Raw genomic sequence first — 25,238 nt, 5'->3', positions numbered from 1 at the left:
AGATAAAATCCATCTCTTTTTGCGATCAATCAAAAGGAGGGAGAAAAATGGAGCTGCGGCAACTGCAATATTTCGTGGAAGTCGCCCGGCGCGAACACGTCTCCGAAGCCGCCGACGCCCTCCATGTCGCGCAGTCGGCGATCAGCCGGCAAATTGCCAACCTCGAAGCGGAGCTTGGCGTGCAGCTGTTTGAACGGGAAGGGCGAAACGTGAAGCTCACCCCGATCGGCCGCCATTTTTTGCCGCACGCCGAAGCGGTGTTAAAGGCGGTCGAGGATGCAAAGCAACAAATCGAAGAGTATTTGGACCCGGAACGCGGAACGATTAAAATCGGGTTTCCGACAAGCCTGGCAAGCCACATGATGCCGATGGTCATCTCCGCCTTTAAAGCGGAACACCCAAACGTCTCGTTCCATCTCCGCCAAGGGTCGTACTATTATTTAATCGAAGCGGTGAAAAAACGGGAGATCGACCTTGCCTTTCTCGGACCGATTCCGGTTCGTGAAATCGGCATTAAAGGAGAAATTTTGTTTTCCGAACCGTTTGCCGCCCTCCTGCCGAACAGCCATCCGCTCGCCCGCCGCGACCGGATCGTATTGAACGAACTGCGCCATGATCCATTTGTAACGTTTCCAAAAGGATACATTTTGCATCAAATCGTTATTGACGCTTGCCACCAAGCCGGATTTTCGCCCAACATTTCATCGGAAGGCGAAGATCTCGATGCCATTAAAGGGCTTGTCTCCGCTGGCATCGGCGTCACTCTCCTGCCGGAAAGCGCCCTGTCGGAAAGCCTCCTTCGCTACGCCGCCAAAGTGCCGATTGAGATGCCGCAAGTAAAGCGAAACGTCGGCATTATCATTTCCGACCACCACGAACTCGCTCCGTCGGTGAAAGTGTTTTACCAGTTTGTGAAAGACTTTTTCGCGGAGCTCGAGCGGTATCAATTGAGGGGGTGAACGCTCCCCCGCCTACGCTCACGTCGAAAAACGGATTCGAGATCACAAAAAAAAGACGCAGGTGCTTCACTCTGCGTCTTTCCTTTCTTCTTCTGCACACTTACCCTTTCCGGCGCCTTCACTCATCAAGGATCATTCAATAAAGAAGATGTGGAGAGCACCAAATTCGGACGCTGCTTCAGTTAGATTGCGTCCGAACGTCATCCTAACCGCACGACCGTCCGGCCGCGCAGTTCGCCGCGCAAAATGCGCTTAAGCGCTTGCGGCAATTCAGCGAGCGAAATCTCTTGAGCAATCCGCTCCAAATCCGGCTTTAAGTCGCCAGCGAGCCGCTCCCAAATGCGGAGGCGCAGCTCCATCGGGCAATAGACGGAGTCGATGCCAAGCAAACTGATGCCGCGCAAAATGAACGGATGGACGGTTGTCGGCACCTCGACGCCGCCTGTCAACCCGCTCACTGCCACCGCTCCGCCGTAGCGGATGCGGCTTAACACCGTGGCCAGCGTCCGACCGCCGACCGGGTCGACCGCCGCCGCCCAGCGCTGCTGATCAAGCGGACGAATGCGTTCAGCCGTGACGTCTTCGCGCGTCAACACTTCCTTGGCGCCGAGAGCACGCAAATAATCGTGCTCCGCCGCTTTTCCTGTGCTTGCTTCCACCGTATAGCCGCGCTTCGCAAGCATCGACACGGCCAAGCTGCCGACGCCGCCCGTCGCCCCCGTGACGAGCACCGGTCCGCGTTCCGGCGTCAGCCCCTGCTCCTCAAGACGGTGAATGGACAGCGCCGCTGTAAACCCAGCCGTCCCAATCGCCATCGCTTCTTTCAACGTCAACCCTTTCGGCAGCGGCACGAGCCAATCGCCATGCAGCCGGGCGTACTCGCTGTAGCCTCCGAAATGCGTCACGCCGATTTCATAGCCAGTCGCAATCACCTCATCCCCTTCGCGGAAACGCGGATGGTGCGACGAAACAACCACCCCGGCCAAATCAATTCCCGGCACAAATGGATACGTTTTCACAATTTTGCCGTCCGGAATGGACGCCAATCCATCTTTGTAGTTGACGCTTGAATAATGGACGCGGACAACGACGTCTCCTTCCGGCAAATCATCGATGGACATCGTCTGCACACCGGCAGTAAATTCTGTTTCGGTTTTGTTGACAACGAACGCTTGAAATACGGACATCATTCTCTCCCTTTCCCATACATTTTTCACTCATGTCATTCGACAACCAAACGCCAGATTCCTTTTCTGAACCAAAAAGCCCCTCACTTCCACCTGTGAGCGTAAGCGAACGATGAATAAACGTCTAATGAAAGGTCCTCCCTACACTTCCTTGATTTCTTTTGGTACACTGTAAACAAGCGTATCTTTAAAATGAAAGAGGGTGGAACAATGGGCAATATCCCTGACTCGAACAAAATTTACACGTACGCTGACTGGAAAACATGGGAAGGCCGCTGGGAACTGATAAATGGAAAAGCCTATAATATGACACCTGCTCCATCTTCGGAACATCAATTTGCCGTCGGAGAATTGTATTTTGCTTTGCGCCATTTTTTCCAAAACCAACATTGTTACGTCTTTATGGCGCCGTTTGATGTATTCCTTAGCAAAAATGAAACGTATGAAACCCCTGATGACATTGTCCAACCCGATATTGCCGTGATTTGCAATAAAAAACAGATTGTCCAAAAAGGATGTTACGGGGCGCCTGCGCTAGTTGTTGAAGTTTTGTCACCTTCAACCGCTTTAAAAGATTACAACGAAAAATTTTACACGTACCAACACTATGGCATTGCAGAATATTGGATCGTCGATACGGCTAACAAAATGATTCATGTATACCATTTGCACGAAGGAGCCTATCAACGGCATGCCACATACGGGCAACAAGACACGCTGCATTCCGCACAATTTGAGGACTTAGCTATTCCACTAACGTATGTATTTGGATGGAGTTAAAACGGTTCTGACCATTCAGTGTTCATGATCGATCTTTCGTCAAACGCACAGGAATCGATGATCGGGCAGCCGGCCCTAAGGCAGATGTCTAAGAATCTCCCATCTCGAAACCGGGAGAACGTCCAACCCTAGCGACAGCGGCCTGCTTCTATGTTTTTCCGAATGTCTGCACGAAGGCAAACAAAACACCAGCCTGTCGACCCAAGCTGGCGTTTGTTCTTCTTATTGAATGGCCGCTAGCGCCCCGCTCAAGACGCGGACCACAAACGAAAGTTCATCATCCGTGATGCAAAGCGGCGGCGACAAGGTGAGCACGTTGTTGTACCCGGCGACTGTCGTTCCGTTTTTGCCAATGATGAGGCCGTTTTCTTTGCATCGATGGATCACTTGATTGACAAGCGACACATCAAGAGGCTCTTTCGTCGCCTTGTCAGCGACAAGCTCAATGCCCACAAGCAGCCCTTTGCCGCGCACATCGCCGACATACGGGTGGCCGGCTAGGTTCGTTTTGAGCTCATCAAGCAGCCATTCCCCTGCCTCGCGCGAGCGGTCAAACAGCCGCTCTTCCTCCATAATCTCGATGTTTTTCAGCGCCACCGCGCACGAAGCCGGGTGGCCGCCAAACGTATTGACATGGCGGAAATAGTCGTATTCGCCTGTTCCTTTGAACGCCTCGTAAATCTCTTTCCGAACCGCCGTTGCCGCCAGCGGCAAATACGCGCTTGTAATGCCTTTCGCCATCGTGATGATGTCCGGCTTGACGCCGTAGTGTTGAAATCCGAACGCTTTTCCCGTCCGGCCGAAGCCGCAGATGACTTCATCGACAATAAGCAAAGCGCCGTGTTTTTCACACACTTCTTTGACCGCTTTCATATACCCGTCCGGAGGAATGAGCACACCGCCCCCGGTGATGATCGGCTCCATAATGACGGCCGCAATCGTTTCGCTCAACTCCCACGTCATGACATCATCAATGGCCTTTACCGCCCGCAGTCGGCGCGGATCGTCCGCCGCATCCGGGTCGCGGTACACATCCGGCGGCGGCACGTGGATGAAACCTGGGGCGAGCGGTTCGTATTTGTATTTCCGCTGCGCCTGTCCGGTGGCTGAGAGCGCCCCCATGGAATTCCCATGGTACGCCCGGTAGCGAGAAATGATTTTGTACCGATGATGCTCCCCGCGTTGCTGATGGTATTGGCGGGCGATTTTAAACGCCGTTTCGTTCGCTTCCGACCCGCTGTTGGAAAAGAAAATCACATACTCATCGCCTAACAGTTCGTTGAGCTTTTCCCCGAGCTCGATCGCCGGACGATGGCTTTGCGTGAGCGGGAAATACGCCAGCGTCTTCAGCTGCTCATACGCCGCTTCGGCGAGTTCCTCGCGCCCATAGCCGACGTTGACGCACCAGAGCCCCGCCATCGCATCCAAATACTGGCGTCCAGCTGCATCCGTCACCCAGCAGCCTTTCGCTTCGGCCGCAATCAGCGTTGCTTGTGGGTTATACGGCTTCATCGAATGCCAGATATATCGGTCGTCTTTTTCGAGCCACAGTTGGTGGGGTTGTTCCGTTTTCATCGCCGCTTGACTCCCCTCTATTTAGAATCGTTTCATGTTATAGCCATTATCGCTCAATTCACCATGCTGTTCATTAGACAGAGTGTAAAAACGGTGAACACATTTGCTCCACAGTTTGACCACTGCGTTCACTCCCAACCGCGACCGTAGGATATTTTTAAGCGAAAAGCTTTTTCACGAATCCGTCGTCTTGTCCGATCCTCCTCAATCAGCCCAACGCTGCACATTCCGATGTCTGTACGAAATCTCGTCCGCATCCATCAAGCAGTCGTACGCTTTGATCATCAGCTCAATGGCCAGCCGTTTATCAGGCGCCATGAAATCGGGGCCAAGGAAACTTTCCAGCTTCTCTATACGGTGATACAACGTTTGCCGGACAATAAACAGCCGCTTCGCTGTCTCTTGTTTCGAGCCGTTGCACTGCAAGTACACCTTGAGCGTTTCTAGCAGCTTCCCATTGTACTTCCTGTCGTACTCGATAATCGGCCCTAAATATTGACAGGCCGTTTCGCGCAGATTGCTATATTTATCTAGAACCATGATCATCCGATACAAATGCAAATCCTCGTAAAATGGACTGACCGTTTGATCCTTCAACCGGTTTCGAATTTTCAGCGCCTCCAGCGCGGCTCGATAGCTTTGATTCATGGCAGAAAGAGAGTTGACAAACGTTCCAACGCCTATGGATAAGGAGGGAAGACGCGTCCGTACAAAATCTGACGCCTTAATGGATTCAATTCCATCTTCGACCCGCTTTTTCCACGTGGACTCACCCCGCCAATCAAGGGCGATAAACGCCAGCTGCCGGCCTATCTCCACAGAAAACACGAAAAATCCTCGCTGCTCAAATAGCGAACGACATAAAAGCTTGAAATATGTCAAATCAAAATTTCCTTTTTGATGAGCCCTTTCCACCTTGCAAACCCACACAACTCCCCGACGGCTGTCAAAAGAGGGATGATGATCCAATAAAAAGGAAGAAATCTCTTGGTCTGAGTATTCCCCTTCAAGCCATCCTTTCAGCCACTCGTTTTCCTCCGTGCGCCGTTTCTCCTCAGCATAAAGGTTCCGCAATAAGTGTTGCGCCAAAGCAGTCGCAGTGCGATCCAAAATGAGAAGGTCAAACTCATTGACATCGCGGCCGTCAGGGAGAAGGGCCAGCTCCGCATACTCGGCGCCGAACAAAGAAATCGGCTTGACGACCGCATCTACGGGCCATCCGCTGTTCCCCGAACAGATGCTGGCCTCGCGTTTCTGCCTCGGCCGACATGGAATGTACTCCACATCCCCGCCCTGCATTTTAAAAGCCACGTGATGGCCTAAACAATCATGCAAACACGTTAAAATCTCCCGATGGTCATGAACGGTCAACAGCTTTTTGTTTAACTCTTGGGAATACGATTCAAGCTGGGAAATCATTTGATACTGTTGGTTGATCAAATGCGTATGGATGTCATGGGTGATTTCAACGAACGGGACTTCTTCAAGGAAAAAGATGATCGGGAAATCGTGCTGATCCGCCAGTTTTAACGCTTCATCAGGGATGGAAGAAGCATATGTTCCTAGTTCGATGCACAACCCGGAGGCATCGCATTCGATCAGTTGCCGAAGCAGCGATAAAAACAACGAAGCATCTTCCCGCCATCCGACTCCAGTGGATAAAATCAACTCTTTGCCCCGTAACAAATTGCTGATTTTCGTCACCTCGACGACATGCACCCACTTGACGATTCTGGACAACCCGCCTTTTCCAGCGGCAACAACGGCTCTTTCAAAATATTTTCTCCTTAAAACGTCAGCGACCGTAAGAGGAAAGCTGCATTCCATTCTTGCCTCTCCCCCTTTTGCTTTGTCTTTATTATCACAAATATTCGAAACTTTATAACTAAACTCCTTCTATAGCCGAGACGCCTATTGACAAATCGTCCAATGAAACTCCATTTTTAGTTGGCATTTTGTCTAATGTGTAGAGTGAATTTTTCCATATACACTAAAAACAATCGCGTAGTGAGATTATTTGAAAAATTTAAACTCTTTTTGAGAGGGGGAATAGGGATGAATGATTCCGGTCTGCAAAAAGGATTGAAAGAGCGCCATATGGCTATGATTGCCATCGCTGGGGTCATCGGCGCCGGATTGTTTGTCGGAAGTGGAGCTGTTATCCATTCGACAGGACCGGGAGCTGTGTTTTCCTATGCCTTAGCGGGTGCTTTAGTCGTTCTCGTGATGCGGATGCTCGGGGAGATGGCCGCGGCTCGTCCGACAAGTGGTTCATTTGCTGCTTACGCCCATGAAGCAATCGGTCCTTGGGCAGGATTTACGGTCGGATGGCTTTACTGGTTTTTCTGGGTGATCGTCATCGCCATTGAAGCGAACGCAGGAGCCGCCATCATCCAATATTGGTTTCCTTCCATTCCGTTATGGCTCCTAAGCCTTATCCTGACTATATTGATGACACTCACCAATATTTGGTCGGTTAAATCGTACGGGGAGTTTGAATACTGGTTCGCGTTCATCAAAGTAGCAAGCATTGTCCTTTTTCTTATTCTTGGTTTGGCCTTCATTTTCGGCCTTGCACCGGGCAGCGATCCGGTCGGCTTAAAAAATTTGACTGGTCACGGCGGATTGATGCCGCATGGCATCGGTTCCATCCTTGTTGGCATTGTCATCGTTATTTTCTCCTTCTTCGGAACGGAAATCGTCACGATCGCCGCCGGAGAATCAGCCGAACCGCAAGAAGCAGTATCCAAGGCAACTAAGTCGGTCACATGGCGGATTTTAGTGTTTTACATCGGCTCCATCGCCGTTGTCGTCACATTGCTCCCTTGGAACTCAGCGAGCGTGTTGAAGAGTCCGTTTGTCGCCGTGCTCGAACACGTCGGCGTCCCTGCGGCCGCCCAAATCATGAACTTTATCGTATTGACCGCCGTGTTGTCCTGCCTCAATTCCGGACTGTACACAACGTCGCGCATGCTTTACTCTCTCGCAGAGAAAGGAGAAGCGCCAAAGTCATTTTTGCGGCTGAGCAAAAACGGTGTTCCAGTGCGGGCGGTCATCGCTAGCACGTTGTTTGCGTACATCGCCGTCATCATGAACTACATCTCGCCGGACAAAGTGTTTCTGTTTCTCGTCAACTCTTCCGGCGCGATCGCGCTGCTCGTCTATTTAGCCATCGCCGTCTCGCAGCTCCGCCTGCGGAAAAAACTCGAACGCGAAAACAGCGATTCGTTAAAAATTAAAATGTGGCTGTTTCCCCACTTGACCTATTTTACGATTCTCATATTGCTCGTGATCCTCGCCTCAATGCTGTTTATCGATTCGATGGTGTCTCAGTTGCTGCTGACGTTGCTCATCACCGCCGTCGTCATCGTTTGCTACTTCGCCTTTGCAAGGCGCCGTCTCGCCCCAATCCATGAGCCAGCGTCATCCACAATAGCGAAAGATTGATTTTCACCACATGAACAGGCGTCCATCGGCACGGGCGTCTGTTTTTTCTGTTCCGCCCCGCCCAAACGGCGGCGGAACAGAAAAATGACAACTTTCCAAACTTCCGTCGCCGCCTATTACCTTCGCCGTCATTTCGTTGTATACTGACATTGAGAATAATTTCACAAATCAGGAGGCCTAAACATGATCGTCCACGAACTGACAGACATCGAACATCTATTCACTGAACAATTGCAGGAAGGCTACTACGTGATTCGCGAAACATACCAAAACGTACTCGTGGAGCCGGAAGACGGCGACACCATCCGGCAAGTGGACGCCGGAACGGAAGAAGTCGTCACCATCGTATTTGATCCCGGCGACGAATACTCCCTCATTTGCCTTGACACCTACACGTTCGCCGACGGCATCCCGTCTTTAGCGGAGCTCAAAGAAACGATTGCCGCGGAGTACGACGTCTTTGTCGACCACCGCTGGGCCGCGCCGTCATTGTAAAAAGCGCCTGAAACGACGGACATCAGGGACTCGGACATAGACGCAACGCCTGTTTTACCAAAGCGCTTTTCATCAGCCGAATCGAAAAGCAGCCCGTCCACCTAGCGAGCGGGCTGCTTCGATTTCTTCTCGAACCGAAACACGCGGAAGCCAATATCAAGCTCCGTCTTCCCCGTTTCATAAACGATTTTCTCCCCCGCGCGGCGAATGCGCTCGCGGCCGATGTCGCAAATCGTTCGAAACCCCACCCGATACGCCTCGGACGTTTCCGCAAGCCGTTCGGGAAGCTGCACCATGAGAAACGACCGCCGGCCGCCGTCTTCAGCGTTTTGCTGCATGACGGCATGGGCCGTTGTCGCCGAGCCGGAAAAAAAGTCGAGGATGATGTCATTGTCCTTCGTTGTCAACGCCACCATGCGCTGAATGAGCTTCACCGGCTTCGGGTAATCCATCACCGCCAGCCCGTCGAACAGCTCCTTCAGCTCCTTTTTCGCCTCCTGCGAATGGGACACCTCGTCATGCGTCCAAATCGTAAGCGGCGTCACCGTCGACTTCACTTCGCTTAAAAACCGCTTCAGGCGCGGCACCCCGTTTCCGTCTTTGCCAAACCAAATGCGGTTGTCTTCCACCAGTTCGGTGAAGCGCTCCTTCGTCACCCGCCAGCAATACCCGTTCGGCGGGGAGACGACCCGGCCGCTTGGCGTCACAATCTCATAAATCTTTTCCGGAATCGGCGGACCGACCGACAAATCACCTGACGTCCACGGCCCCCGCGGGTCATTGTCTGGGTTGGCATACCGCCCGTCCGCTTCCGGATGGCGCGGCAAGCCGTACCAAGCTAAACGGTCGATATTTTTCGCGTAACAGAGGATGAAGTCATGGTTGCGCGAGGCAAACTTGTTCATATTCACAGGCGAAAACGCCCGCTGCCAAATGAACGTGGCGACAAAATTCCGCTCGCCAAACAGTTCATCGCACATCTTTTTCAAATTCGCCTGTTCTGTATCATCAATGGAAATAAACATCGCCCCTGTCTCCGCCAACAGCTCTCGCGCCACCCAAAGGCGCGTGTACATCATGTTAAGCCAGCCGACATGGCCGCGCGCTTCTTCCTGGATTCCGCTAGGAACAACGGCTTTCCCCTTGCGCCAATTGTCTTTGTACGTGAGCACTTTTCCGGTATTGTACGGCGGGTCGATGTAAATCATTTGAATGGTTCCTGCATGCGTTGCTCGCAACAGCTTTAACGCCTCTAAGTTATCCCCTTCAATATACCAATTGTTCGTCGTCTCCCACTGTTTGCTCGCTGCCTGATCCGGCCGCAATACTCCGGACGCAGGCAGCTCAGCGAGCCGCCTCGCCTCCGCCTTCCCTGGCCATGTGAACTCATACGATTCTTCCCGGCCCCCACAGCCGAGTTCCTTCCGCAACCGATCCCAATCGATGTCCCCGTCCACCACCGCTTCCGGAAAGAGCTTCTTTACCGCTTCAAGCCTTGCATCCGCTACCTGTTTCCTTCTCCCACCGACGTTTGCCATGGCACGCCCCCTCTCTTGTCGCGTATTCCTAGCACAGTGCTTCTTATCGACAAATCTTATTTCCATTATTTCTCCATGACTCGGCGGTTTCCTCCCTTAATTTTCTTATCAACTATTCACCGTTCGTACATCAATCCCCATTCCGTCCCCCAAAAAATCGCCATGCCCCCTCTTCCGAACCGTGCGCGGCTGCGCTCAGCATGGAAACAAAACGAGCCAACAAACGGAGAAGGCGGCATGGCGGATGGTGACTGCTTATGCGGTTTTTGAGTAAGAAAATGGGGGATTCTCGGATGCATCAAAGAATTTCTCAAGTTGAACAGCGCCTTGATTCATCCTTTTTTCCTGTCAAACTCAGCAGCTTCATAGAGTGTCCATGTTTTCCATCTTCGGACGACTGACTCGGTACATTTGCAGCGCAACACCGTCGACCATAAACGTTTGCGCTTCCCCATGACGTAAAGCGTACTGCTCAAGCCCAACCATAAAGTTGACTCCTTCACGGTATTCCTCGTTGCCGATCACCTGAAGCGGCGGCGACATCAGTTGGCGCGAGAGGAAGAGGATCGCCTTTTTCCGCGCCCGCGTGAGCGACACGTTGAGGCGGTTCAAACTGTAGATGAACTCCCCTTCCATCACAGCCAGTTCCGGATCGGCGACGCCGTAGCTGATGATCGCCGTATCCGCTTCTTGCCCTTGCATTTTATCAACCGTATCGACGAAAAACGGCGGACGCAGTCCTTGGTGTTCAAGCTCACGGCGAATGGCGCGGATTTGCGCCCGATGCGGCGAGATGATAAACAGCCCGCGGCGCCAAAACGCTTGGTCGCCTTCTGATGAGTCATCGTACCGTTTTTCCTCGCTGTCGAGAAGCCGTTCCCGCAACACCTTCGCGATGCTCGCCACCCAGCGCGCTTCCGCCTCGTTTTCTTGGGCACCGTACACGCCGTCATACGTGCAGACGACAAGCGGATAGTCAGGGTCGATCGCTGCTTCCACCCATTCATCGGCAGTTGGGGCATCGGCGAGCGCCAACGTTTGTTCGGCAATCTGGCGGGTGAACGCGGTATACTGGGAGCTGTAAATCCGCTCGGCCGGGTAGCGGCAAAGCGCCTCGTTCATGCGGAAATTGTCCGTCAGTTGGCGGGTATACCGCTTCTCCACATCCGCGTCAAACAGCAGGCGGAAAATCGAGTCGAACAGGTGCGGTTCCCCTTCCGCGGCCGCATACGTCCCTTGAATGATTGGCGGCAGCTGGAAATGGTCGCCGACGATAAGCAGCCTGCCTGCTTTTTTGACATGGCGCAGCGCCAACAGTGAATCGGCCACGCGGATTTGCGACGCCTCATCCAGAATGACGACGTCAAACTCTTCTAGACAGCCTTTTTCATACGCTCTTTGAATGCCGTACAGCGTGGCGCCAAGCACCCGATGCCCACCGTTGCCCAGCCATCGGGGAAGGTCACGGTCCGCCACCTCGGCGATTCCTTTGGCGTTTTCCGTCTGAATCTCACCAAGTTTCGCGATATGGACGCTGCGCCGCGGCGCAAGCTCCTGAATTTTGCGCAGAACGTTTTCGATCGCCGCATGGGTGAAACCCGAAACAAGAATGGCAAGCCTGCGCCCCTGCTTTTCGTAAATCGGCATAAGCAGCCGAAGAGCGACGGCAATAAAATGCGTTTTCCCGGTGCCAGGCGGCCCCCAGACGAGCGTCAACGTATGGCGGAGAAAGTGGAGAAACGCCTGACGCTGGCTTTTTGTCAACCCGCTTCGGCGGAGAAGCGCCTTGACTTCCTCTGCATCCCAGTTGGGACGAAACGTTTTCCGATAGCGAATCGGATCGCGAACTAAGTCCAAGATGCGATGATTGTCCTTATCCAACTGTTGCAACGCCTGCAAGACGCGCGGGGTGGTAAAATCCGCATGCCGAAGCGACAGCCAATACTCCTCTCCTTCCACAAGCGGGAACCGGTCGAGCCATTTGGGCAACTCGAGCTCGAGTTCAGCTGTCTTGCCATTATCTTCGATGGCGCGAATGCGGGTAAAGTACAAATTGACCCGTTGGGGCGTCTTCCATTCACTGGCGTACTTATGATCAGGAAACGTCTGTTGCGCCTTTTCCCCTTCCTCATTGCACTCCGTCAAAAGCCAGCTCGCCTTCTGGTCGATCGCTTCAAGCGCCTGGCGGTTGTTCAATCGGAACCGATCGCCGCCAAGGTACGTGACATGAAGCGTCACTCCGTTCTCAAGCCGCTCCGAAAGCGGAAGCAGGCGCTTTTGGCGAATATCCAAGTAGTTTAATAGCGCCTCATAGCGCGCCATAAACGCCAGCTTGGACACAAGCGGATCACGGTAATCAGCCGAATGAGGAAACGCAAATTTTTCCGGCCAGACCATAAGCGGCGAAGGATGGACGCTCTCGGCCCACGCACGGATTCCTTGAATGATGCTGTGAGCGGCCCAAAGGCGGCGGCTCAGCTCCTTCTCAACCGCTTGTCGTGTTTCCATGTCCCCTGTTTGCCAGGCGTCGTGCAGCACATCCAGTTTCATGGCGTTTGTCAAGCGGAACGAAAAGCGCTCGCTCGCCGAGTACAGAAACGGCGAATCATGGTAGGCCGCAATATACCGCGACAAGTCTTCAAGACGGTACGCAACATGCGTCGGCAAGGCGAACAGCTGGCTCACGGCCGTTGTCAGAACAACGACAGGAAGCGGAACGATTTCATCTGGATGATCGCTGGCGCTTGATAGCACGCTGCTATGGAAATACGACAGCAACCGAACGGCTTTTTCGTTATAGTCTGGATCCAACAAAAGCTCTTGAAGCAGCTGCTGCACATTGTCCCATTCATAGTTGTCGGCGACATACGCCTGCACGGACTTTTGCGCCCGCCACTCTCGCGCTCGGTTGTAATCGTGCACCGTCTGAAGCAGGCGGTCCAGCGCATCGGCAAACTTTCGGCCGACCGCGTCGCATTCCTCAAACGAACCGGCGATAACATGATGCATTTCCGACCCTGTTCCAAACACATCTGTTCCACCAACACGGTACAACGATGCCGCCGCGATCTTGCCCGTCAACGGATCGCGTTGCGCGGTGAGAATCAGACGGATGTCTTCCCATATCGGCATATGCGTCACCGCCCGGTCATACGGAACGACTTTTTCCTCCGCAATCGCCTCAAGCTGCGCTTCAAGCCGCCGAAGTTGGCGCGCCAATCCAGCGTTTTGTTTCAGGACGTGTCTCGTTTCTTTACGCCCAAGAAGTTGGCGAAACTCGTCGATCGTCTCAGGCAGCTGCCGCTCGCGAATAAAGCGGGACGCATGGCTCGATAAGTACGGAACGAGGGAAATATGCGACTGTTCCCGCGCTTTGTCTAAACAATAATCGTAAAACGGGCACCATTCGCAACGGTAATCCAAGTGCCAAAACAGCTCATCAAGTTGCTTTTCGGCCAGTGCCGGCAGTTCGTCGGTCAAAAACGGTTCAAGAAACGGAAGCAACTGACTGATATCGGCTGCTTGCGGCTGCTCGGTTTTGTACGTCCATATCCCCGCTTCGCGCAAATCAACGCTGCCTTTAACGCCGTGCTCCTCTAAAACCGAGGATAAAATCAAAGCATACAACGCCGTTTGCACGCGGTGGGAAAGCTTCAACACATCTGATGATTTGATGTCGATGATGCGGAACACAAAGCCGTTTTGTCCCGGAATGCACTCAATCAAATCCGGACGGCACGCCGCAAATCGGATCGCCTCTGGATCCAACCCGTACTGTTTGTAAAAGCGCGGCGGCGCGATCAATGTCGGCTGGTATAAATAGCGCTTGCTCGGCTGCTTCAGCTCGCGGATCGTCTCCTCTCCATCCAAATAGCAGTGGGAAATCGGTGCGCCAGGCTCTCGCTTCCCCATCTGCACTTGGCCGGCCAAATAGGTCGTAATCACTTCCTCTTCCCACTCAACCCCTCGGCGCAGCACGCTCTCATGAACCGCAGGCTGCTCAAACAGCTCTTCCGGCACATCGAGCTCGCTGCGCCGTTCTTTCGCCAACGACTGAAAATAAAAATTCCGCTCGCACTCGTGATAAAAATAGCTTGCGATTTTGGCAGGAGAAACGTAAAGCATACATCGATCCCTTTCTAAAAACATACTAGCCGACATCCGCACTGGGACTTGTCAGTTTGTTTATTCATTGTATCATATGTTTGTACGCTTTCCTATATACACCATTCGTGCTTGTCCGACAAGAACATATGTGCTATAATGAAGGAAATTAGAATGAAAGAGGGGCCAACCATGAGCGAAGAGATCCTCTTGCAGTTGTTCAACCGCCTTGGTCATATCGAGAACACGCTGCACCTCCTCGTCGAAAGCCACAAACGGCTGGAAGCAGAACAACAAGAAATCCGAAAAGAACAGCAGGAGATCCGTAGAGAACAACAAGAAATGCGAAAAGAACAGCAGGAGATCCGTAGAGAACAGCAAGAAATACGGAAAGAGCAACAGGAGATCCGTAGAGAACAGCAAGAAATACGGAAAGAGCAACAGGAGATCCGTAGAGAACAGCAAGAAATGCGAAAAGAACAGCAGGAGATCCGTAGAGAACAGCAAGAAATGCGGAAAGAACAACAGGAGATCCGTAGAGAACAGCAGGAAATGCGCAAAGAGCAAGAAGAATTCCGGCGGATCCAGCAAGCTCTCCTTGAAGGCCAAAAGCGGTTAGAAGAAGAACAAGCCCATATCAAAGCCGGCCAAAAAGAACTGTATGATCTGATGTCTGCCCTGCTTCACCGCCAGGATGAAACCGACGCCGCACTCGACGCCCTCGCGATGGACGTGCACAAACTTCACGGTGAAGTTTCTTCCATCCACCAAAGACTCGACTCCTTAGAGAAAAAAGTCGATTCCCATGCCCAATCATTCAATGAACAGCTGAACAACATCAAACTTGACATCACCTTCCTCTCGAACAAAGTCATCGAACACGAACGGGAAATCTACAAAATTAAGAATATCATTTTATGACGATAAAGCAGGCGGGCCGCCTAAGCCCGCCTGTCCTTTTATTTCAATCCTTCTTCCACCTGTTTGATCATTTCCGACACCGACGTCAATCCGCCGCCTGAGAGATACCAATAATTTGGATCCAAGTAGACAATGTGGCCGTTTTGATATGCTTTCGTCTTTTTCACAAGCGCATTTTCAATCGTTTGCTTCGCTGTCGGCTTTCCTTCTACAACAGCGTCGCGGTCAATGACAAACAAGTAATCCGGGTTTTTCTTGGCAATGTACTCAAATGATACGCTTTGTCCATGAGGATTCGTCACTTTCAAATTCGGGTCTGCGGCTGGCACGCCGAGCACATCATGGATGAGCCCAAAGCGCGAACCTTTGCCGTACGCACTCACTTTCCCACCGGTCGTCAAAATGATCAGCGCTTTTTTGTCTGCAGCCTTTGTCTTCACTTCTTCGATTTGTTTTTCAATATTGGCCAGTTCCTCATCTACTTCTTTTTCTTTGCCAAACATTTGCCCGATCAGCTTCATATTGTTTGTAAATGAATCCCAATAATGTTGAGTGTCAATCCCTATATACACGGTTGGGCCAATCTCTTTCAACTTGTCATACAAATTTGCTTGACGACCGGAAATAAAAATGACATCCGGCTTGATTTCGCTCAATTTTTCAAAATCCGGCTCCATCAAGCTGCCGACGTTTTGGTAGTCGCTGCTTTTATATTTCTCCAAGTATTTCGGCACGTTCATCTGCGGCAAAGCTGTCACCTTCACCCCTAGTTTATCAAGGGTGTCCAGCACTCCGAAATCAAAGACAACCACTTTCTCTGGATTTTTCTTGACTTTCGCCTCTCCAAGCTGGTGCTTGATCGTCATTTCCTCGGCTTGTTCCGTTTTCTTCTCGTCATTCTTCCCACTTGCTCCGTTGCTTGTATTCTCCTTATTGCCGCAAGCAACCAGTACGACAAGAAGCAAAGCAACCACTACCATCAACCAACGCTGTTTCATTGGCTATACCCCCCTTTGGAAATTCAAATTATATGTTGACGGCTTTCGTATTCACTCGACAAGGGGCGCCCTTTCTTGCCGATGTCAACATGAAAGCCGGCTCAACCATTTTTTACTTAATTGGAATCTTCTTCATTTTGATCGCGTCTCCCCGTCCCATGTTTGAATCCGAGACGGAGCTCTTCACCAAGCAGGCCCATAGGCTTCCACAGCCCGCTTTTTCACTAGTCAAGATGGACGCTTTCTCATGGAAAATTGCTAAAAATACACACAGATGCGCCGATTTTCAATCGTCTGCACGCGCACATCCAAATCATAAATGCCGCGAAGCACTTCATTGCGCATGATCGATGAAACATCCCCTTCACAGACGACCGCTCCATCTTTTAACGCGACCATATAATCGGAATAACAGGAAGCAAAGTTAATATCGTGCATCACCATCACGATCGTTTTGCCAAGCTCATCGACCAGCTTGCGCAGCACCTTCATCATTTGCACGGCGTGTTTCATATCCAAATTGTTCAACGGCTCGTCCAAGAAAATATAATCCGTATCTTGCGCCAACACCATCGCGATATAAGCTCTCTGCCGCTGTCCGCCGCTCAACTCGTCCATATAGCGGTCTTGCAATGGCTCCAGCTCCATATAGCGGATCGCCTCACGCACATAGTCGCGATCTTGGCGCGTCAAGCGGCCGCGCGAATACGGAAAGCGACCGAACGACACCAATTCGTGTACCGTCAAGCGAGCCGCAATGTGGTTGGATTGCTTCAAAATGGAAATTTTTTTCGCCAACTCTTCTGTCCGATAACGAGCAATTTCCTTTCCTTCAATCCAGATTTCCCCGCCATCTTTTGGAATTAAGCGGCTCATCATGGACAAAAGCGTGCTTTTCCCCGCCCCGTTCGGGCCAATGAGCGATGTGAGCTTGCGGCGCGGAACAGATAAAGATACACGGTCAATCACGGTCTTCCCGCCGTATCGCTTCAATACTTGTTTCACCTCTACCATGCTTTTCGCTCCTTTAACAAAAGGTATAGAAAATAGACGCCTCCGACCATGTTGACAATGACAGACAACGTCGTCGAAAAGGTGAACACTCGCTCGACTACCAGCTGGCCGCCAACGAGGGCGATGATGCCGAACAGCGCCGCTCCTGCAAGCAAATAACGATGTTCATACGTTTGAAAAAACGCATACGCCACATTGGCGACTATCAATCCGAAAAACATGATGGGACCAACAAGCGCGGTCGAAACCGACACCAACACCGCCACAATCATCAGCAGCCGTTTGACGACCGTTTCATACGCCACGCCTAAATTGATCGCATGATCTTTGCCGAGCGACAGCACGTCCAACTCGTGAAGATGACGGTATGTATACAATGTCGCAGCCGCAATGAGCAGGCCTGCCGGCCAAAGCAAGTCTGTTTTTATATTGTTGATGCTCGCAAACATTCGATCTTGAATGATGGAAAATTCATTTGGGTCAATCAAATATTGCATGAAAGACGTCAAACTTTGGAAAAACGTACCGAGAATCATCCCAACAAGCAAGATGAAATATAAATTTTGCCCTTCACGGCGAAACAAAAACGAATACAATAAAACTGAAAAACCGATCATCGACCCAGCAGACAAGAGAAAGTGCAAGGTGTTGCCCATCATGGTCAACGTCGTCGAACCGAACAAAAACACCACAGCAGTTTGTACAAGCATATAAACGGAATCAAGCCCAATAATGCTTGGAGTTAAAATACGATTATTGGTCATTGTCTGAAATAAGACGGTCGAAACCGCCCCCGCCCAACCGACAAGCACCATCGCGACAATCTTTTCGCTCCGCGAGCGCAACACATAGTCAAAATCCCCTCGCAAGTGTGCAAACAAAAACAGCACGATCAATCCGAGCGCCAATACCACGAGCACAACCACTTTCATCCGATTAGACATACTGCTTCGTTCTCCTTACGAGCAAATATAAAAAGACACCGCTTCCGATTACTCCAACCGTCAAGCCGATCGGAATTTCGTATGGATAAATGGCGACTCGGCCAAATACATCGCAAATTAGCACAAACAAAGCGCCAAATATGGCTGTCAACGGCAATACTTTGCGCAAATGATCCCCATAATACATCGTGACAATGTTCGGAACGATCAGCCCTAAAAACGGCAGCGTCCCAACCGTCAACACCTCAACAGCAGAAACAACAGCGACAATGAGGAGACCGGTGTAGACAATCGAACGGTAGCGAACCCCTAAGTTCGTCGCCATCTCCTCCCCCATGCCGGCGATCGTAAACCGATTGGCGTATACATAAGCGATTGCCATGAGCGGAACGCTCACATACAGCATTTCATAACGTCCTTGCATCATAACGGAAAAATCGCCGTGCATCCATGCGGACATCGATTGAATCAAATCATATTTATAAGCCAAAAACGTCGTGACAGAACCGACAATATTGCCAAACATCAAGCCGATGAGCGGAATAAAGATCGAATCTTTGTACTTCACACGATCCAAAACCGTCATAAACAGCAGCGTCCCCGCAAACGCAAACACAACGGCAATAGCCGCCTTCACAAGCGGCCCTGCGGCAGCGAATGCAATCATGGACACCAACAGGCCAAGCCGCGCCCAATCCATCGTTCCCGCCGTCGTCGGCGACACAAATCGGTTTTGGCTCAACTGCTGCATGATCAAGCCGCAAATGCTCACGCTTGACCCGGCGATCAGAATGCTGATGAGCCTCGGCAAGCGACTGATCAAAAACACTTCCCACGCCTCACGGTCGCCGGCAAACAGCTCGCGAGGCGATAAATCATGCACACCGACAAACAATGATGCCGCAGCCAAAACAACAAGGAGCACCATCCATTTTTTCATGTTTTCTCATCCTGTCTTCCGTTCTATCCCATCATACAAGTCGAATGACGATGCCATGTCCAGAGGGCTGGTGAAAAACGACCGATTTCGCCGAACCCGTTGCTTTCAGCTGAAAGAGAAGCGTTGATTTTACAGGACTTCTCAATTTGAGAAGAGATTCCGTTTTCCGCGATTTTTCACTAAATCACCAGCCTTCCAGACTCAATTGCTTTACAGGTGCAATTATGATATTGATTATCTTTCCTAATTAAAAAGATAAATTCTGCTTGTGTTGAGAAGCAACCAGCACCGCCAAGATGGCTGGCATCTCCTCAATCGCTGTTCTTTTCAAGTCAAGCCATTCTGTCCGCATGCGGCCACCACATCTCACTCCATTCTTTTGAAAACCATGTTCCCGCCCAAACCTCTAAAAAGAGAAGGATTATCATTTTCACATACCATATTTTAATTGATAAAAATTATCATTGTCAATATTTTCATCATTTTTTTTTCTGTTTTCTTATTTTTTCTTCATTTATCGACAAAAATAAGGTTCTCTTTCGTTTGAGACACCCTTCCTCTAGAAGGACGATGGTGGGCAAAAGAGGGGCGAAATACGTTCAGCCTTCTAAAATTCCTGCACCTCTCGAGGTTGCCAATTTCGGCGCAGCATCCATTGTTGACCAGCAAGATCGGAAGGCTGGAAAATGTTGTACAACATGCTGTTGGTCCCAACATCTTTTTCATCTTGTATAATTCAGCTTTTTCTCGCGAAAATGCTGCCGATTTGTATGCAACAGCATGTTTTGTCCAACCTTCCCGTATCTAGACTTATATTCCTTTCTGCAACTCAATCTCCATCTCGAGCAAAGCATAGCTTAACGTTTTGCCATGCGGGTCAAGGGCCAATGAGGTAGTGACGCCGCCTTCAAGCGCATCTTGACAGACAAATTGCAAGGAGGCGATGTTGGGAAGTTCGTATCGAACCACATCCCCTTTCACAATCGAGCTCAAATGCTCCTTCACTTTTTCTGCGGTTACCATTTGGGACAGCAGAGGATAATCCGTTTCCCGAAAAGGAATAAGCGACAAGATTAACGTATTTCCTTTGTCCCCGGCCCGGCAGTGGGCCAAATCATACAACTTCACTCTCATCGTCGTCACTCCCGGATCGTTATTTGTACATTGACCATTTGGCGTGGAATCAATGTCGAAATAATGCCAATGACCTCATGCACGTATTTCCTTGCCCCGCCGCCGCCTGCCGGGCCGTTTGTGTACAGCGATTCCACTTCCTCACCAATCAGTTCAGCCTGTTCTTTTGTATCCGCTTTCCCTGCCACCCGCAACCGGACTTCATACGGCTCGCCGCCCTGTCCTAAAAATGACCGATGGGCTGATGATAAGCCAATATAGTCCACCTTCAGATTCACAAAACAGTCTTTTAACCGCTCATACACAATTTCCCCGGCAAGCTGCGCCCGCCGCAAAGCGTTCGGCCCCGCATACGAAATTTCGCCTTCCCCGACAAAACCGCCATGATAGCCAATGCTCACCTTTAACATATCTGGTTTTGTTTTGCCACTTCCTCCGGTGATCTCAACACGGTCCGGACCGATTTCGCGCAGTTGGACTGTTGTCAAATCAACAACCACATCAGGGGTGATATAGGCTGTCGGGTCAGTCACTTCATATAACAGTTGCTCTTTGACAGTCATCGGGCAAATGATCCCTCCTGTTCCGTCTACCTTGCTGATCACAGCCGTACCGTCAGGCATCACATCAGCAAACGGAAACCCAAGTCTAGCCATGCCAGGGACGTCTTTCTTTCCCGGATCCGCAAAATAGCCGCCGGTAATTTGTCCGGCACACTCGAGCAGGTGACCGACAATCGCTCCCTTAGCTAAACGTTCTGTATCATCAAGCGGCCATCCATAATGGTAAATCATCGGCGCAAGAAATAACGACGGATCCGCTACACGGCCTGTCACGATTACGTCTGCCCCCGACTGCAGCGCAGGCAGGAGCGCATCAGCACCAAGGTAAGCATTCGCGGATAATATCGTTCCGTAGCTATCGATCGGTTTCCCTGACTCAATTGCCAACATTTGTTTATCAATCTTTTCCATTACATCATCCCCGATGACAGCCGCTACTTTTATTTTTAGTCCCTTCTCCCGCGCCATAGCGGCGATGCGCTCCGCTGCCGCTACTGGATTGGCAGCCCCCATATTCGTAATCAGGCGGACGCGGTGCTTCACAATGAGCGGAAGAAGCAGTTCCATTCTTTTTTCTAATAACGGGTCATACCCGCGGGAAGGGTTTTTCCATTTTTGTTTTTGCGCCAAAGCAATCGTTCGCTCCGCCAAACATTCCAAAACAAGATAGTCCAACTGTCCCTTCTCTACTAAAATCGCGGCAGGCTCCAACCGATCACCGGAAAATCCTGCTCCAGCTCCTATTCTGACCATTTTCTCGCCTCCGTTTGCTTTCTTGTTACATTCCTTGTTATTATCAGAGAGAAATCGCCCCCGTAGCTAAAGCGACAATCGTCATCACAATAGTCGTTCCGAACGCCCATTTAAAAATAAATCGTTGGTGGGCACCAAGATCGACACCTGACAAGCCGATAAGTATAAAGGTGGATGCCGTCAGCGGGCTGAGCGGAAAACCAGTTGTCATCTGTCCCAAAATGGCAGCGCGCCCGATTTCGACGGGATCGATGCCGAATGAAGCCGCCGTTTCGCTTAAAATCGGCAAAACTCCAAAATAATACGCATCAGGGGTAAAGACAAGACTTAACGGCATGCTTGTGACCGCCACTATAAGCGGCAAATAAGATCCCATCGCGTCAGGAATGATCGAAACCATCGCTTTCGCCATCGCATCAACCATTTTTGTACCGGTTAAAATGCCAGTGAAAATGCCGGCTGCGAAAATCATCGTCACCACCAATACAACATTGCTCGCATGAGACGTGAGCCGCTCTTGCTGATCCTTGACATGCGGATAATTAACAAGCAAGGCAATCGCAAACGCAAGCATAAACAAAACCGGAAGCGGCAGCCACCCTTTAATTAAGGAAACGAGCAACACAATCGTCAAAATGACATTAAACCAAAATAAGTTAGGCCGTTTCGCCTCTCCCCCGTCAAGTGACGGTGTCAGTTGTTCCGTATCCAGTTCGACGACTCCCACTCGTTCCCGTTCCTTTTTGCCGAGCCAATAAGCAGCAAACAACACCCAAACAATCCCCGCCAACATCGCTGGAAGAACAGGGTTAAACAACTCGGTTGAATCGACATGCAGTGTTGCCATAGCTCTAGCCGTCGGACCACCCCAAGGAATCATGTTCATTACTCCAGCCCCTAAACAAACGACACCCGATAGTGTAAGCGGATTCATTCCTAAACGCCGATAAAGAGGAAGCATCGCCGAAACGGTAATCATAAAAGTCGTCGCCCCGTCGCCGTCGAGGGCAACCAGCAATGTTAGCGTTGCTGTGCCGATGACAATCTTTAACGGATCACCTTTTACTAAACGAAGGATGCGCGAAACAATCGGATCAAACATGCCGCTGTCGATCATCAACCCGAAATATAGGATGGCGAATGCAATCATAATCCCCGTCGGAGCTACTTTTTGAATTCCTTCCAACATCATCGTTCCCATCTGCGTCCCAAACCCGCCGATCAGCCCAAAAACCACCGGTACAAGCACTAAGGCAATCAATACCGAGATTTTTCTTGCCATGATTAAAGCCAGAAAAACACCAATCGTTAAAAACCCCAATAACGCCAACATTATCCCATTCCCCCTTCAAAATTGTTTCGTTCTATTTTCTTGCAAAATAAGTGCCAATGCCAAAAACAAAAACATCCGCTTTACATTCAATACAGCGGATGCGCCTTTTCTTATTCTTTAGAAAATGAATGGCTAAAACATGAATGCACTCCTTGTTGCTGCTCATTTCTAAAAAACTAGAATCGTTTCTAGGAAATTAAAAAAGACAATGAGCGATTGATTGCCAAAAAAGAAAAACCTTAACAGGCAAGGTTTAGTGGATAGCGCTTACAAATCAAGAATATTTGCTTCACCACAGCTCCCCTCTAATATTTATCATCCGTTAGGAGCAGAAGAAGGCAAATCCTCGGAAATCCCTAACTTTTTCAATTTGTTATACAACGTGGCGAGTGACACGCCAAGCTCTTTAGCCGCTTGTTTCTTCCCTTGTACATCGGTGCCAAACTGACGAAGCGCTTCGACAATCAAACGCTTTTCTGTTTCTTCAAGCATCTTTCGTAACGGTTGGATCGATGTAGAGGAACGGAAAACCTCCGGGTCTTTCATGATCGATGGGGGAAGATGATGCAGATCAATTTCCATTCCATCAGTCATGCAAATGGCATAATCAATCACGTTTTTTAATTCTCTTATATTTCCAGGCCAATCGTATGATTGCAACAAAGCCATTGCAGCCTGGCTGATTGAGCAAACAGGACGCTGTCCCCCACCACCTGAGGCTTGTATTATAGAATGAGCCAAAAGAGGGATATCTTCCTTCCGCTCACGGAGCGGGGGGAGATGAAGCGTAATTACATGAAGGCGATAAAACAGGTCTTCCCGAAAATACTGCTTTGCTACAAGCTGGCGCAAATCCTTATTTGTTGCGGCAATGATGCGCACGTCAATCCTCCTTTCGTGTGTATCTCCAACTTTGCGAATTGTCTTTTCTTGCAGCACACGCAATAGCTTTGCTTGCAAATCATACGGAAGATCCCCGATTTCGTCCAAAAAAATCGTTCCCCCGTCCGCCAGTTCAAACAGCCCGATTTTCCCTCCTTTTTTCGCATGTGTAAACGATCCCTCCACATAGCCGAACAATTCGCTTTCCAGCAAAGCGGCAGGAATGGCCGCACAATTTACAGGAACAAATGGATGTTCAGCACGCGGACCCTCCTGGTGAATCGCCTGAGCAAACAGTTCCTTGCCGGTTCCACTTTCCCCCATAATTAACACTGGCAAGTCCGACTCTGCCGCCCGTTTCGCGATACGGATCATTTCCTTGATCTTGTCATTATGGCCGATGATATGCGCAAACGTATAAGTAGCCCGATAAATCGAATAGACGGTCCTTTTCAATTCATTCAATCTTTCTTTGTTTCGCTTCAGCTCCTGCGTCAATTTGTGCACTTCCGTCAGCCCTTTGCAAACTGATACCGCTCCAATCACTTGGCCATGGACAACAATCGGTGCCATATCAACGACATACTCATTGGAACCTTCCTTGCGGTACACCCCGGTTCTCACTTTCCCGTCCTTCAACGTTTCTGGGAGAAGGGCGTTAGGCCGCACATCGCGCAGCCGTTTACCTATAATCTCGTTTTCCTTCACACCTGTTATGCGTGTATACTCCGGATTGACAAGGCGCACAACCTCACAGTCATCGATCACTAGTACGCCGTCATGGACGGACTGAAGAATGGCGAACAGCCATTGCGCTTGTCCATCAGCATCTTTGACGAGCTTGTCGAAACGACTCACCACTTTCATTCCCCCTTCCACAAAGAAAAAAGCTATTTCTCCCCTTTGTCTTTGATTTCTAAGCGTTTCTGTCAGCCAAGCAACAGCAGACTTTTGGAGCGAAACGTGTTTGTTGTTATTTTGTATGCAGCTTCACCGCTCTTCACGACGTCAAAAACGCAAAAATCTCCTTCACGGAAAAGCGCACCTCGGGAAACGTGGTCGATGCAGCCGCCCCGTTGGCTGCATCGTACACGTCTTCTAGCTGAAACGTCCCCGATTGCCAAACATATTTTTCCATCACCTGGTGCTGATAATCGACAATCCAATACTCACGGACTCCCGCCTTCTCATAATAATGGCGCTTCAGCAGCCGATCGTTGCGGGCCGTGCTTGGCGACAACACTTCCACCACCAGGTCGGGAGCGCCGTAACACCGACCTTGGCGCAGTTTCGTTCGATCGCAAATAATGGATAGGTCGGGCAGCACCGTTACATTTTTCGTTCCTTTTTGTTCATCTTCAAACAAAAGGACGACTTGGAGGTTGCTTCCGAACACAAGACAAGGACTTCCTTTTAACGCCATGCGAAACTCGGCAATCAAATTGGCGACCACCCCTTCATGCTCATAAGGAGCTGGGGACATCAACACAATCGTTCCTTCGTACAGCTCCATCCGCTCATCTCCAGCCAAAGAAAAAAACTCGCCGAGCGTATACCGGCGTTGTTCGCCTGGTTGGCTCATGCCGTTCTCCCTCCCTGCACATGCTCTTTCTTCTATTGTAAGCAAACCGTTTGCTCGCCGACAATCGCCTTCGCCAATGGCTTGACGCT

Annotated in this window: 19 protein-coding genes; 5 read left to right on the top strand and 14 right to left on the bottom strand. The window is 50.5% G+C overall.

What is annotated here, in order from left to right:
* Window positions 1-47: 47 nt before the first annotated feature.
* A complete protein-coding gene (gene gltC / locus ETR37_RS11215) occupies window positions 48-959 on the top strand; it encodes a glutamate biosynthesis transcriptional regulator GltC (protein ID WP_020755536.1) in 912 nt (303 codons plus the stop codon).
* A gap of 200 nt (window positions 960-1,159) precedes the next feature.
* On the opposite strand, the gene ETR37_RS11210 is transcribed toward gltC, so the two are convergent.
* Window positions 1,160-2,146 (bottom strand): NADPH:quinone oxidoreductase family protein, encoded by a 987-nt coding sequence (locus tag ETR37_RS11210; RefSeq protein WP_033005923.1) that lies wholly within the window; start codon window positions 2,144-2,146, stop codon window positions 1,160-1,162.
* Window positions 2,147-2,356: 210 nt separating this feature from the next.
* Between ETR37_RS11210 and ETR37_RS11205 the strand changes: the two genes are divergently transcribed.
* Entirely contained in the window at window positions 2,357-2,926 is a 570-nt protein-coding gene (locus ETR37_RS11205; protein WP_129447272.1) for a Uma2 family endonuclease, read from the top strand.
* Window positions 2,927-3,148: 222 nt separating this feature from the next.
* Here ETR37_RS11205 and ETR37_RS11200 read toward each other — a convergent pair whose 3' ends face one another.
* Together ETR37_RS11200 and ETR37_RS11195 are read right to left on the bottom strand one after the other, a co-directional pair.
* The gene (locus ETR37_RS11200) at window positions 3,149-4,501 is read right to left on the bottom strand and encodes an aspartate aminotransferase family protein (protein ID WP_129447271.1); all 1,353 of its coding nucleotides are present in this window, start codon (window positions 4,499-4,501) and stop codon (window positions 3,149-3,151) included.
* A 204-nt stretch (window positions 4,502-4,705) separates the two neighbouring features.
* Entirely contained in the window at window positions 4,706-6,328 is a 1,623-nt protein-coding gene (locus tag ETR37_RS11195; RefSeq protein ID WP_129447270.1) for a PucR family transcriptional regulator, read from the bottom strand.
* A 228-nt stretch (window positions 6,329-6,556) separates the two neighbouring features.
* Between ETR37_RS11195 and gabP the strand changes: the two genes are divergently transcribed.
* Window positions 6,557-7,948 carry a GABA permease gene (gabP, locus tag ETR37_RS11190; RefSeq protein ID WP_129447269.1) on the top strand — a complete coding sequence of 464 codons (1,392 nt, stop codon included), beginning with the start codon at window positions 6,557-6,559 and terminating at the stop codon, window positions 7,946-7,948.
* A 183-nt stretch (window positions 7,949-8,131) separates the two neighbouring features.
* The gene (locus tag ETR37_RS11185) at window positions 8,132-8,443 is read left to right on the top strand and encodes a hypothetical protein (protein ID WP_011230913.1); all 312 of its coding nucleotides are present in this window, start codon (window positions 8,132-8,134) and stop codon (window positions 8,441-8,443) included.
* Window positions 8,444-8,544: 101 nt separating this feature from the next.
* On the opposite strand, the gene ETR37_RS11180 is transcribed toward ETR37_RS11185, so the two are convergent.
* Complete coding sequence (locus ETR37_RS11180) at window positions 8,545-9,981, bottom strand: site-specific DNA-methyltransferase (RefSeq protein ID WP_129447268.1); 1,437 nt, start codon at window positions 9,979-9,981, stop codon at window positions 8,545-8,547.
* 363 nt (window positions 9,982-10,344) lie between these two features.
* Entirely contained in the window at window positions 10,345-14,106 is a 3,762-nt protein-coding gene (locus tag ETR37_RS11175; RefSeq protein ID WP_129447267.1) for a bifunctional RecB family nuclease/DEAD/DEAH box helicase, read from the bottom strand.
* Window positions 14,107-14,277: 171 nt separating this feature from the next.
* Between ETR37_RS11175 and ETR37_RS11170 the strand changes: the two genes are divergently transcribed.
* On the top strand, window positions 14,278-15,006 hold the full coding sequence (locus ETR37_RS11170) for a coiled-coil domain-containing protein (protein WP_129447266.1): 729 nt from the start codon (window positions 14,278-14,280) through the stop codon (window positions 15,004-15,006).
* A 38-nt stretch (window positions 15,007-15,044) separates the two neighbouring features.
* On the opposite strand, the gene ETR37_RS11165 is transcribed toward ETR37_RS11170, so the two are convergent.
* From ETR37_RS11165 to ETR37_RS11125, 9 genes are all read right to left on the bottom strand, one after another.
* Window positions 15,045-16,004, bottom strand: coding sequence for a siderophore ABC transporter substrate-binding protein (locus ETR37_RS11165; RefSeq protein WP_129447265.1), 960 nt, complete (start codon window positions 16,002-16,004; stop codon window positions 15,045-15,047).
* A 258-nt stretch (window positions 16,005-16,262) separates the two neighbouring features.
* The gene (locus ETR37_RS11160) at window positions 16,263-17,018 is read right to left on the bottom strand and encodes an iron ABC transporter ATP-binding protein (protein ID WP_033017401.1); all 756 of its coding nucleotides are present in this window, start codon (window positions 17,016-17,018) and stop codon (window positions 16,263-16,265) included.
* On the bottom strand, window positions 17,012-17,962 hold the full coding sequence (locus tag ETR37_RS11155; protein ID WP_129447264.1) for an iron chelate uptake ABC transporter family permease subunit: 951 nt from the start codon (window positions 17,960-17,962) through the stop codon (window positions 17,012-17,014). The genes ETR37_RS11160 and ETR37_RS11155 overlap by 7 nt, the downstream gene beginning before the upstream one ends.
* Complete coding sequence (locus tag ETR37_RS11150; RefSeq protein ID WP_013145615.1) at window positions 17,955-18,902, bottom strand: ABC transporter permease; 948 nt, start codon at window positions 18,900-18,902, stop codon at window positions 17,955-17,957. Before ETR37_RS11150 ends, ETR37_RS11155 begins: the two co-directional genes overlap by 8 nt.
* An 810-nt stretch (window positions 18,903-19,712) precedes the next feature.
* Window positions 19,713-20,036 carry an AtuA-related protein gene (locus tag ETR37_RS11145; RefSeq protein ID WP_015374603.1) on the bottom strand — a complete coding sequence of 108 codons (324 nt, stop codon included), beginning with the start codon at window positions 20,034-20,036 and terminating at the stop codon, window positions 19,713-19,715.
* Between the two features lie 5 nt (window positions 20,037-20,041).
* Window positions 20,042-21,352, bottom strand: a complete 1,311-nt coding sequence (locus ETR37_RS11140) for an acyclic terpene utilization AtuA family protein (RefSeq protein WP_015374602.1) — start codon at window positions 21,350-21,352, stop codon at window positions 20,042-20,044.
* 43 nt (window positions 21,353-21,395) lie between these two features.
* A complete protein-coding gene (locus ETR37_RS11135) occupies window positions 21,396-22,685 on the bottom strand; it encodes a CitMHS family transporter (protein ID WP_015374601.1) in 1,290 nt (429 codons plus the stop codon).
* 315 nt (window positions 22,686-23,000) lie between these two features.
* The gene (locus tag ETR37_RS11130) at window positions 23,001-24,434 is read right to left on the bottom strand and encodes a sigma-54 interaction domain-containing protein (RefSeq protein WP_020278757.1); all 1,434 of its coding nucleotides are present in this window, start codon (window positions 24,432-24,434) and stop codon (window positions 23,001-23,003) included.
* Window positions 24,435-24,567: 133 nt separating this feature from the next.
* Complete coding sequence (locus tag ETR37_RS11125; protein ID WP_129447263.1) at window positions 24,568-25,149, bottom strand: Uma2 family endonuclease; 582 nt, start codon at window positions 25,147-25,149, stop codon at window positions 24,568-24,570.
* Window positions 25,150-25,238: the final 89 nt, after the last annotated feature.

The sequence above is a fragment of the Geobacillus sp. PK12 genome (assembly GCF_004123125.1).
In the GTDB taxonomy this organism is placed as follows: domain Bacteria; phylum Bacillota; class Bacilli; order Bacillales; family Anoxybacillaceae; genus Geobacillus; species Geobacillus zalihae.
The sequence above is the reverse complement of the archived record's forward strand: the minus strand, read 5'-3'. Positions and strand labels throughout refer to the sequence as shown.

Coding starts and splice junctions, on each gene's coding strand:
- ETR37_RS11185 (WP_011230913.1), top strand. CDS start 8,132: ATGATCGTCCACGAACTGACAGACATCGAACATCTATTCACTGAACAA.
- ETR37_RS11170 (WP_129447266.1), top strand. CDS start 14,278: ATGAGCGAAGAGATCCTCTTGCAGTTGTTCAACCGCCTTGGTCATATC.
- ETR37_RS11135 (WP_015374601.1), bottom strand. CDS start 22,685: ATGTTGGCGTTATTGGGGTTTTTAACGATTGGTGTTTTTCTGGCTTTA.
- ETR37_RS11155 (WP_129447264.1), bottom strand. CDS start 17,962: ATGTCTAATCGGATGAAAGTGGTTGTGCTCGTGGTATTGGCGCTCGGA.
- ETR37_RS11175 (WP_129447267.1), bottom strand. CDS start 14,106: ATGCTTTACGTTTCTCCTGCCAAAATCGCAAGCTATTTTTATCACGAG.
- ETR37_RS11165 (WP_129447265.1), bottom strand. CDS start 16,004: ATGAAACAGCGTTGGTTGATGGTAGTGGTTGCTTTGCTTCTTGTCGTA.
- gltC (WP_020755536.1), top strand. CDS start 48: ATGGAGCTGCGGCAACTGCAATATTTCGTGGAAGTCGCCCGGCGCGAA.
- ETR37_RS11150 (WP_013145615.1), bottom strand. CDS start 18,902: ATGAAAAAATGGATGGTGCTCCTTGTTGTTTTGGCTGCGGCATCATTG.
- gabP (WP_129447269.1), top strand. CDS start 6,557: ATGAATGATTCCGGTCTGCAAAAAGGATTGAAAGAGCGCCATATGGCT.
- ETR37_RS11195 (WP_129447270.1), bottom strand. CDS start 6,328: ATGGAATGCAGCTTTCCTCTTACGGTCGCTGACGTTTTAAGGAGAAAA.
- ETR37_RS11130 (WP_020278757.1), bottom strand. CDS start 24,434: ATGAAAGTGGTGAGTCGTTTCGACAAGCTCGTCAAAGATGCTGATGGA.
- ETR37_RS11205 (WP_129447272.1), top strand. CDS start 2,357: ATGGGCAATATCCCTGACTCGAACAAAATTTACACGTACGCTGACTGG.
- ETR37_RS11210 (WP_033005923.1), bottom strand. CDS start 2,146: ATGTCCGTATTTCAAGCGTTCGTTGTCAACAAAACCGAAACAGAATTT.
- ETR37_RS11200 (WP_129447271.1), bottom strand. CDS start 4,501: ATGAAAACGGAACAACCCCACCAACTGTGGCTCGAAAAAGACGACCGA.
- ETR37_RS11140 (WP_015374602.1), bottom strand. CDS start 21,352: ATGGTCAGAATAGGAGCTGGAGCAGGATTTTCCGGTGATCGGTTGGAG.
- ETR37_RS11145 (WP_015374603.1), bottom strand. CDS start 20,036: ATGAGAGTGAAGTTGTATGATTTGGCCCACTGCCGGGCCGGGGACAAA.
- ETR37_RS11160 (WP_033017401.1), bottom strand. CDS start 17,018: ATGGTAGAGGTGAAACAAGTATTGAAGCGATACGGCGGGAAGACCGTG.
- ETR37_RS11125 (WP_129447263.1), bottom strand. CDS start 25,149: ATGAGCCAACCAGGCGAACAACGCCGGTATACGCTCGGCGAGTTTTTT.
- ETR37_RS11180 (WP_129447268.1), bottom strand. CDS start 9,981: ATGGCAAACGTCGGTGGGAGAAGGAAACAGGTAGCGGATGCAAGGCTT.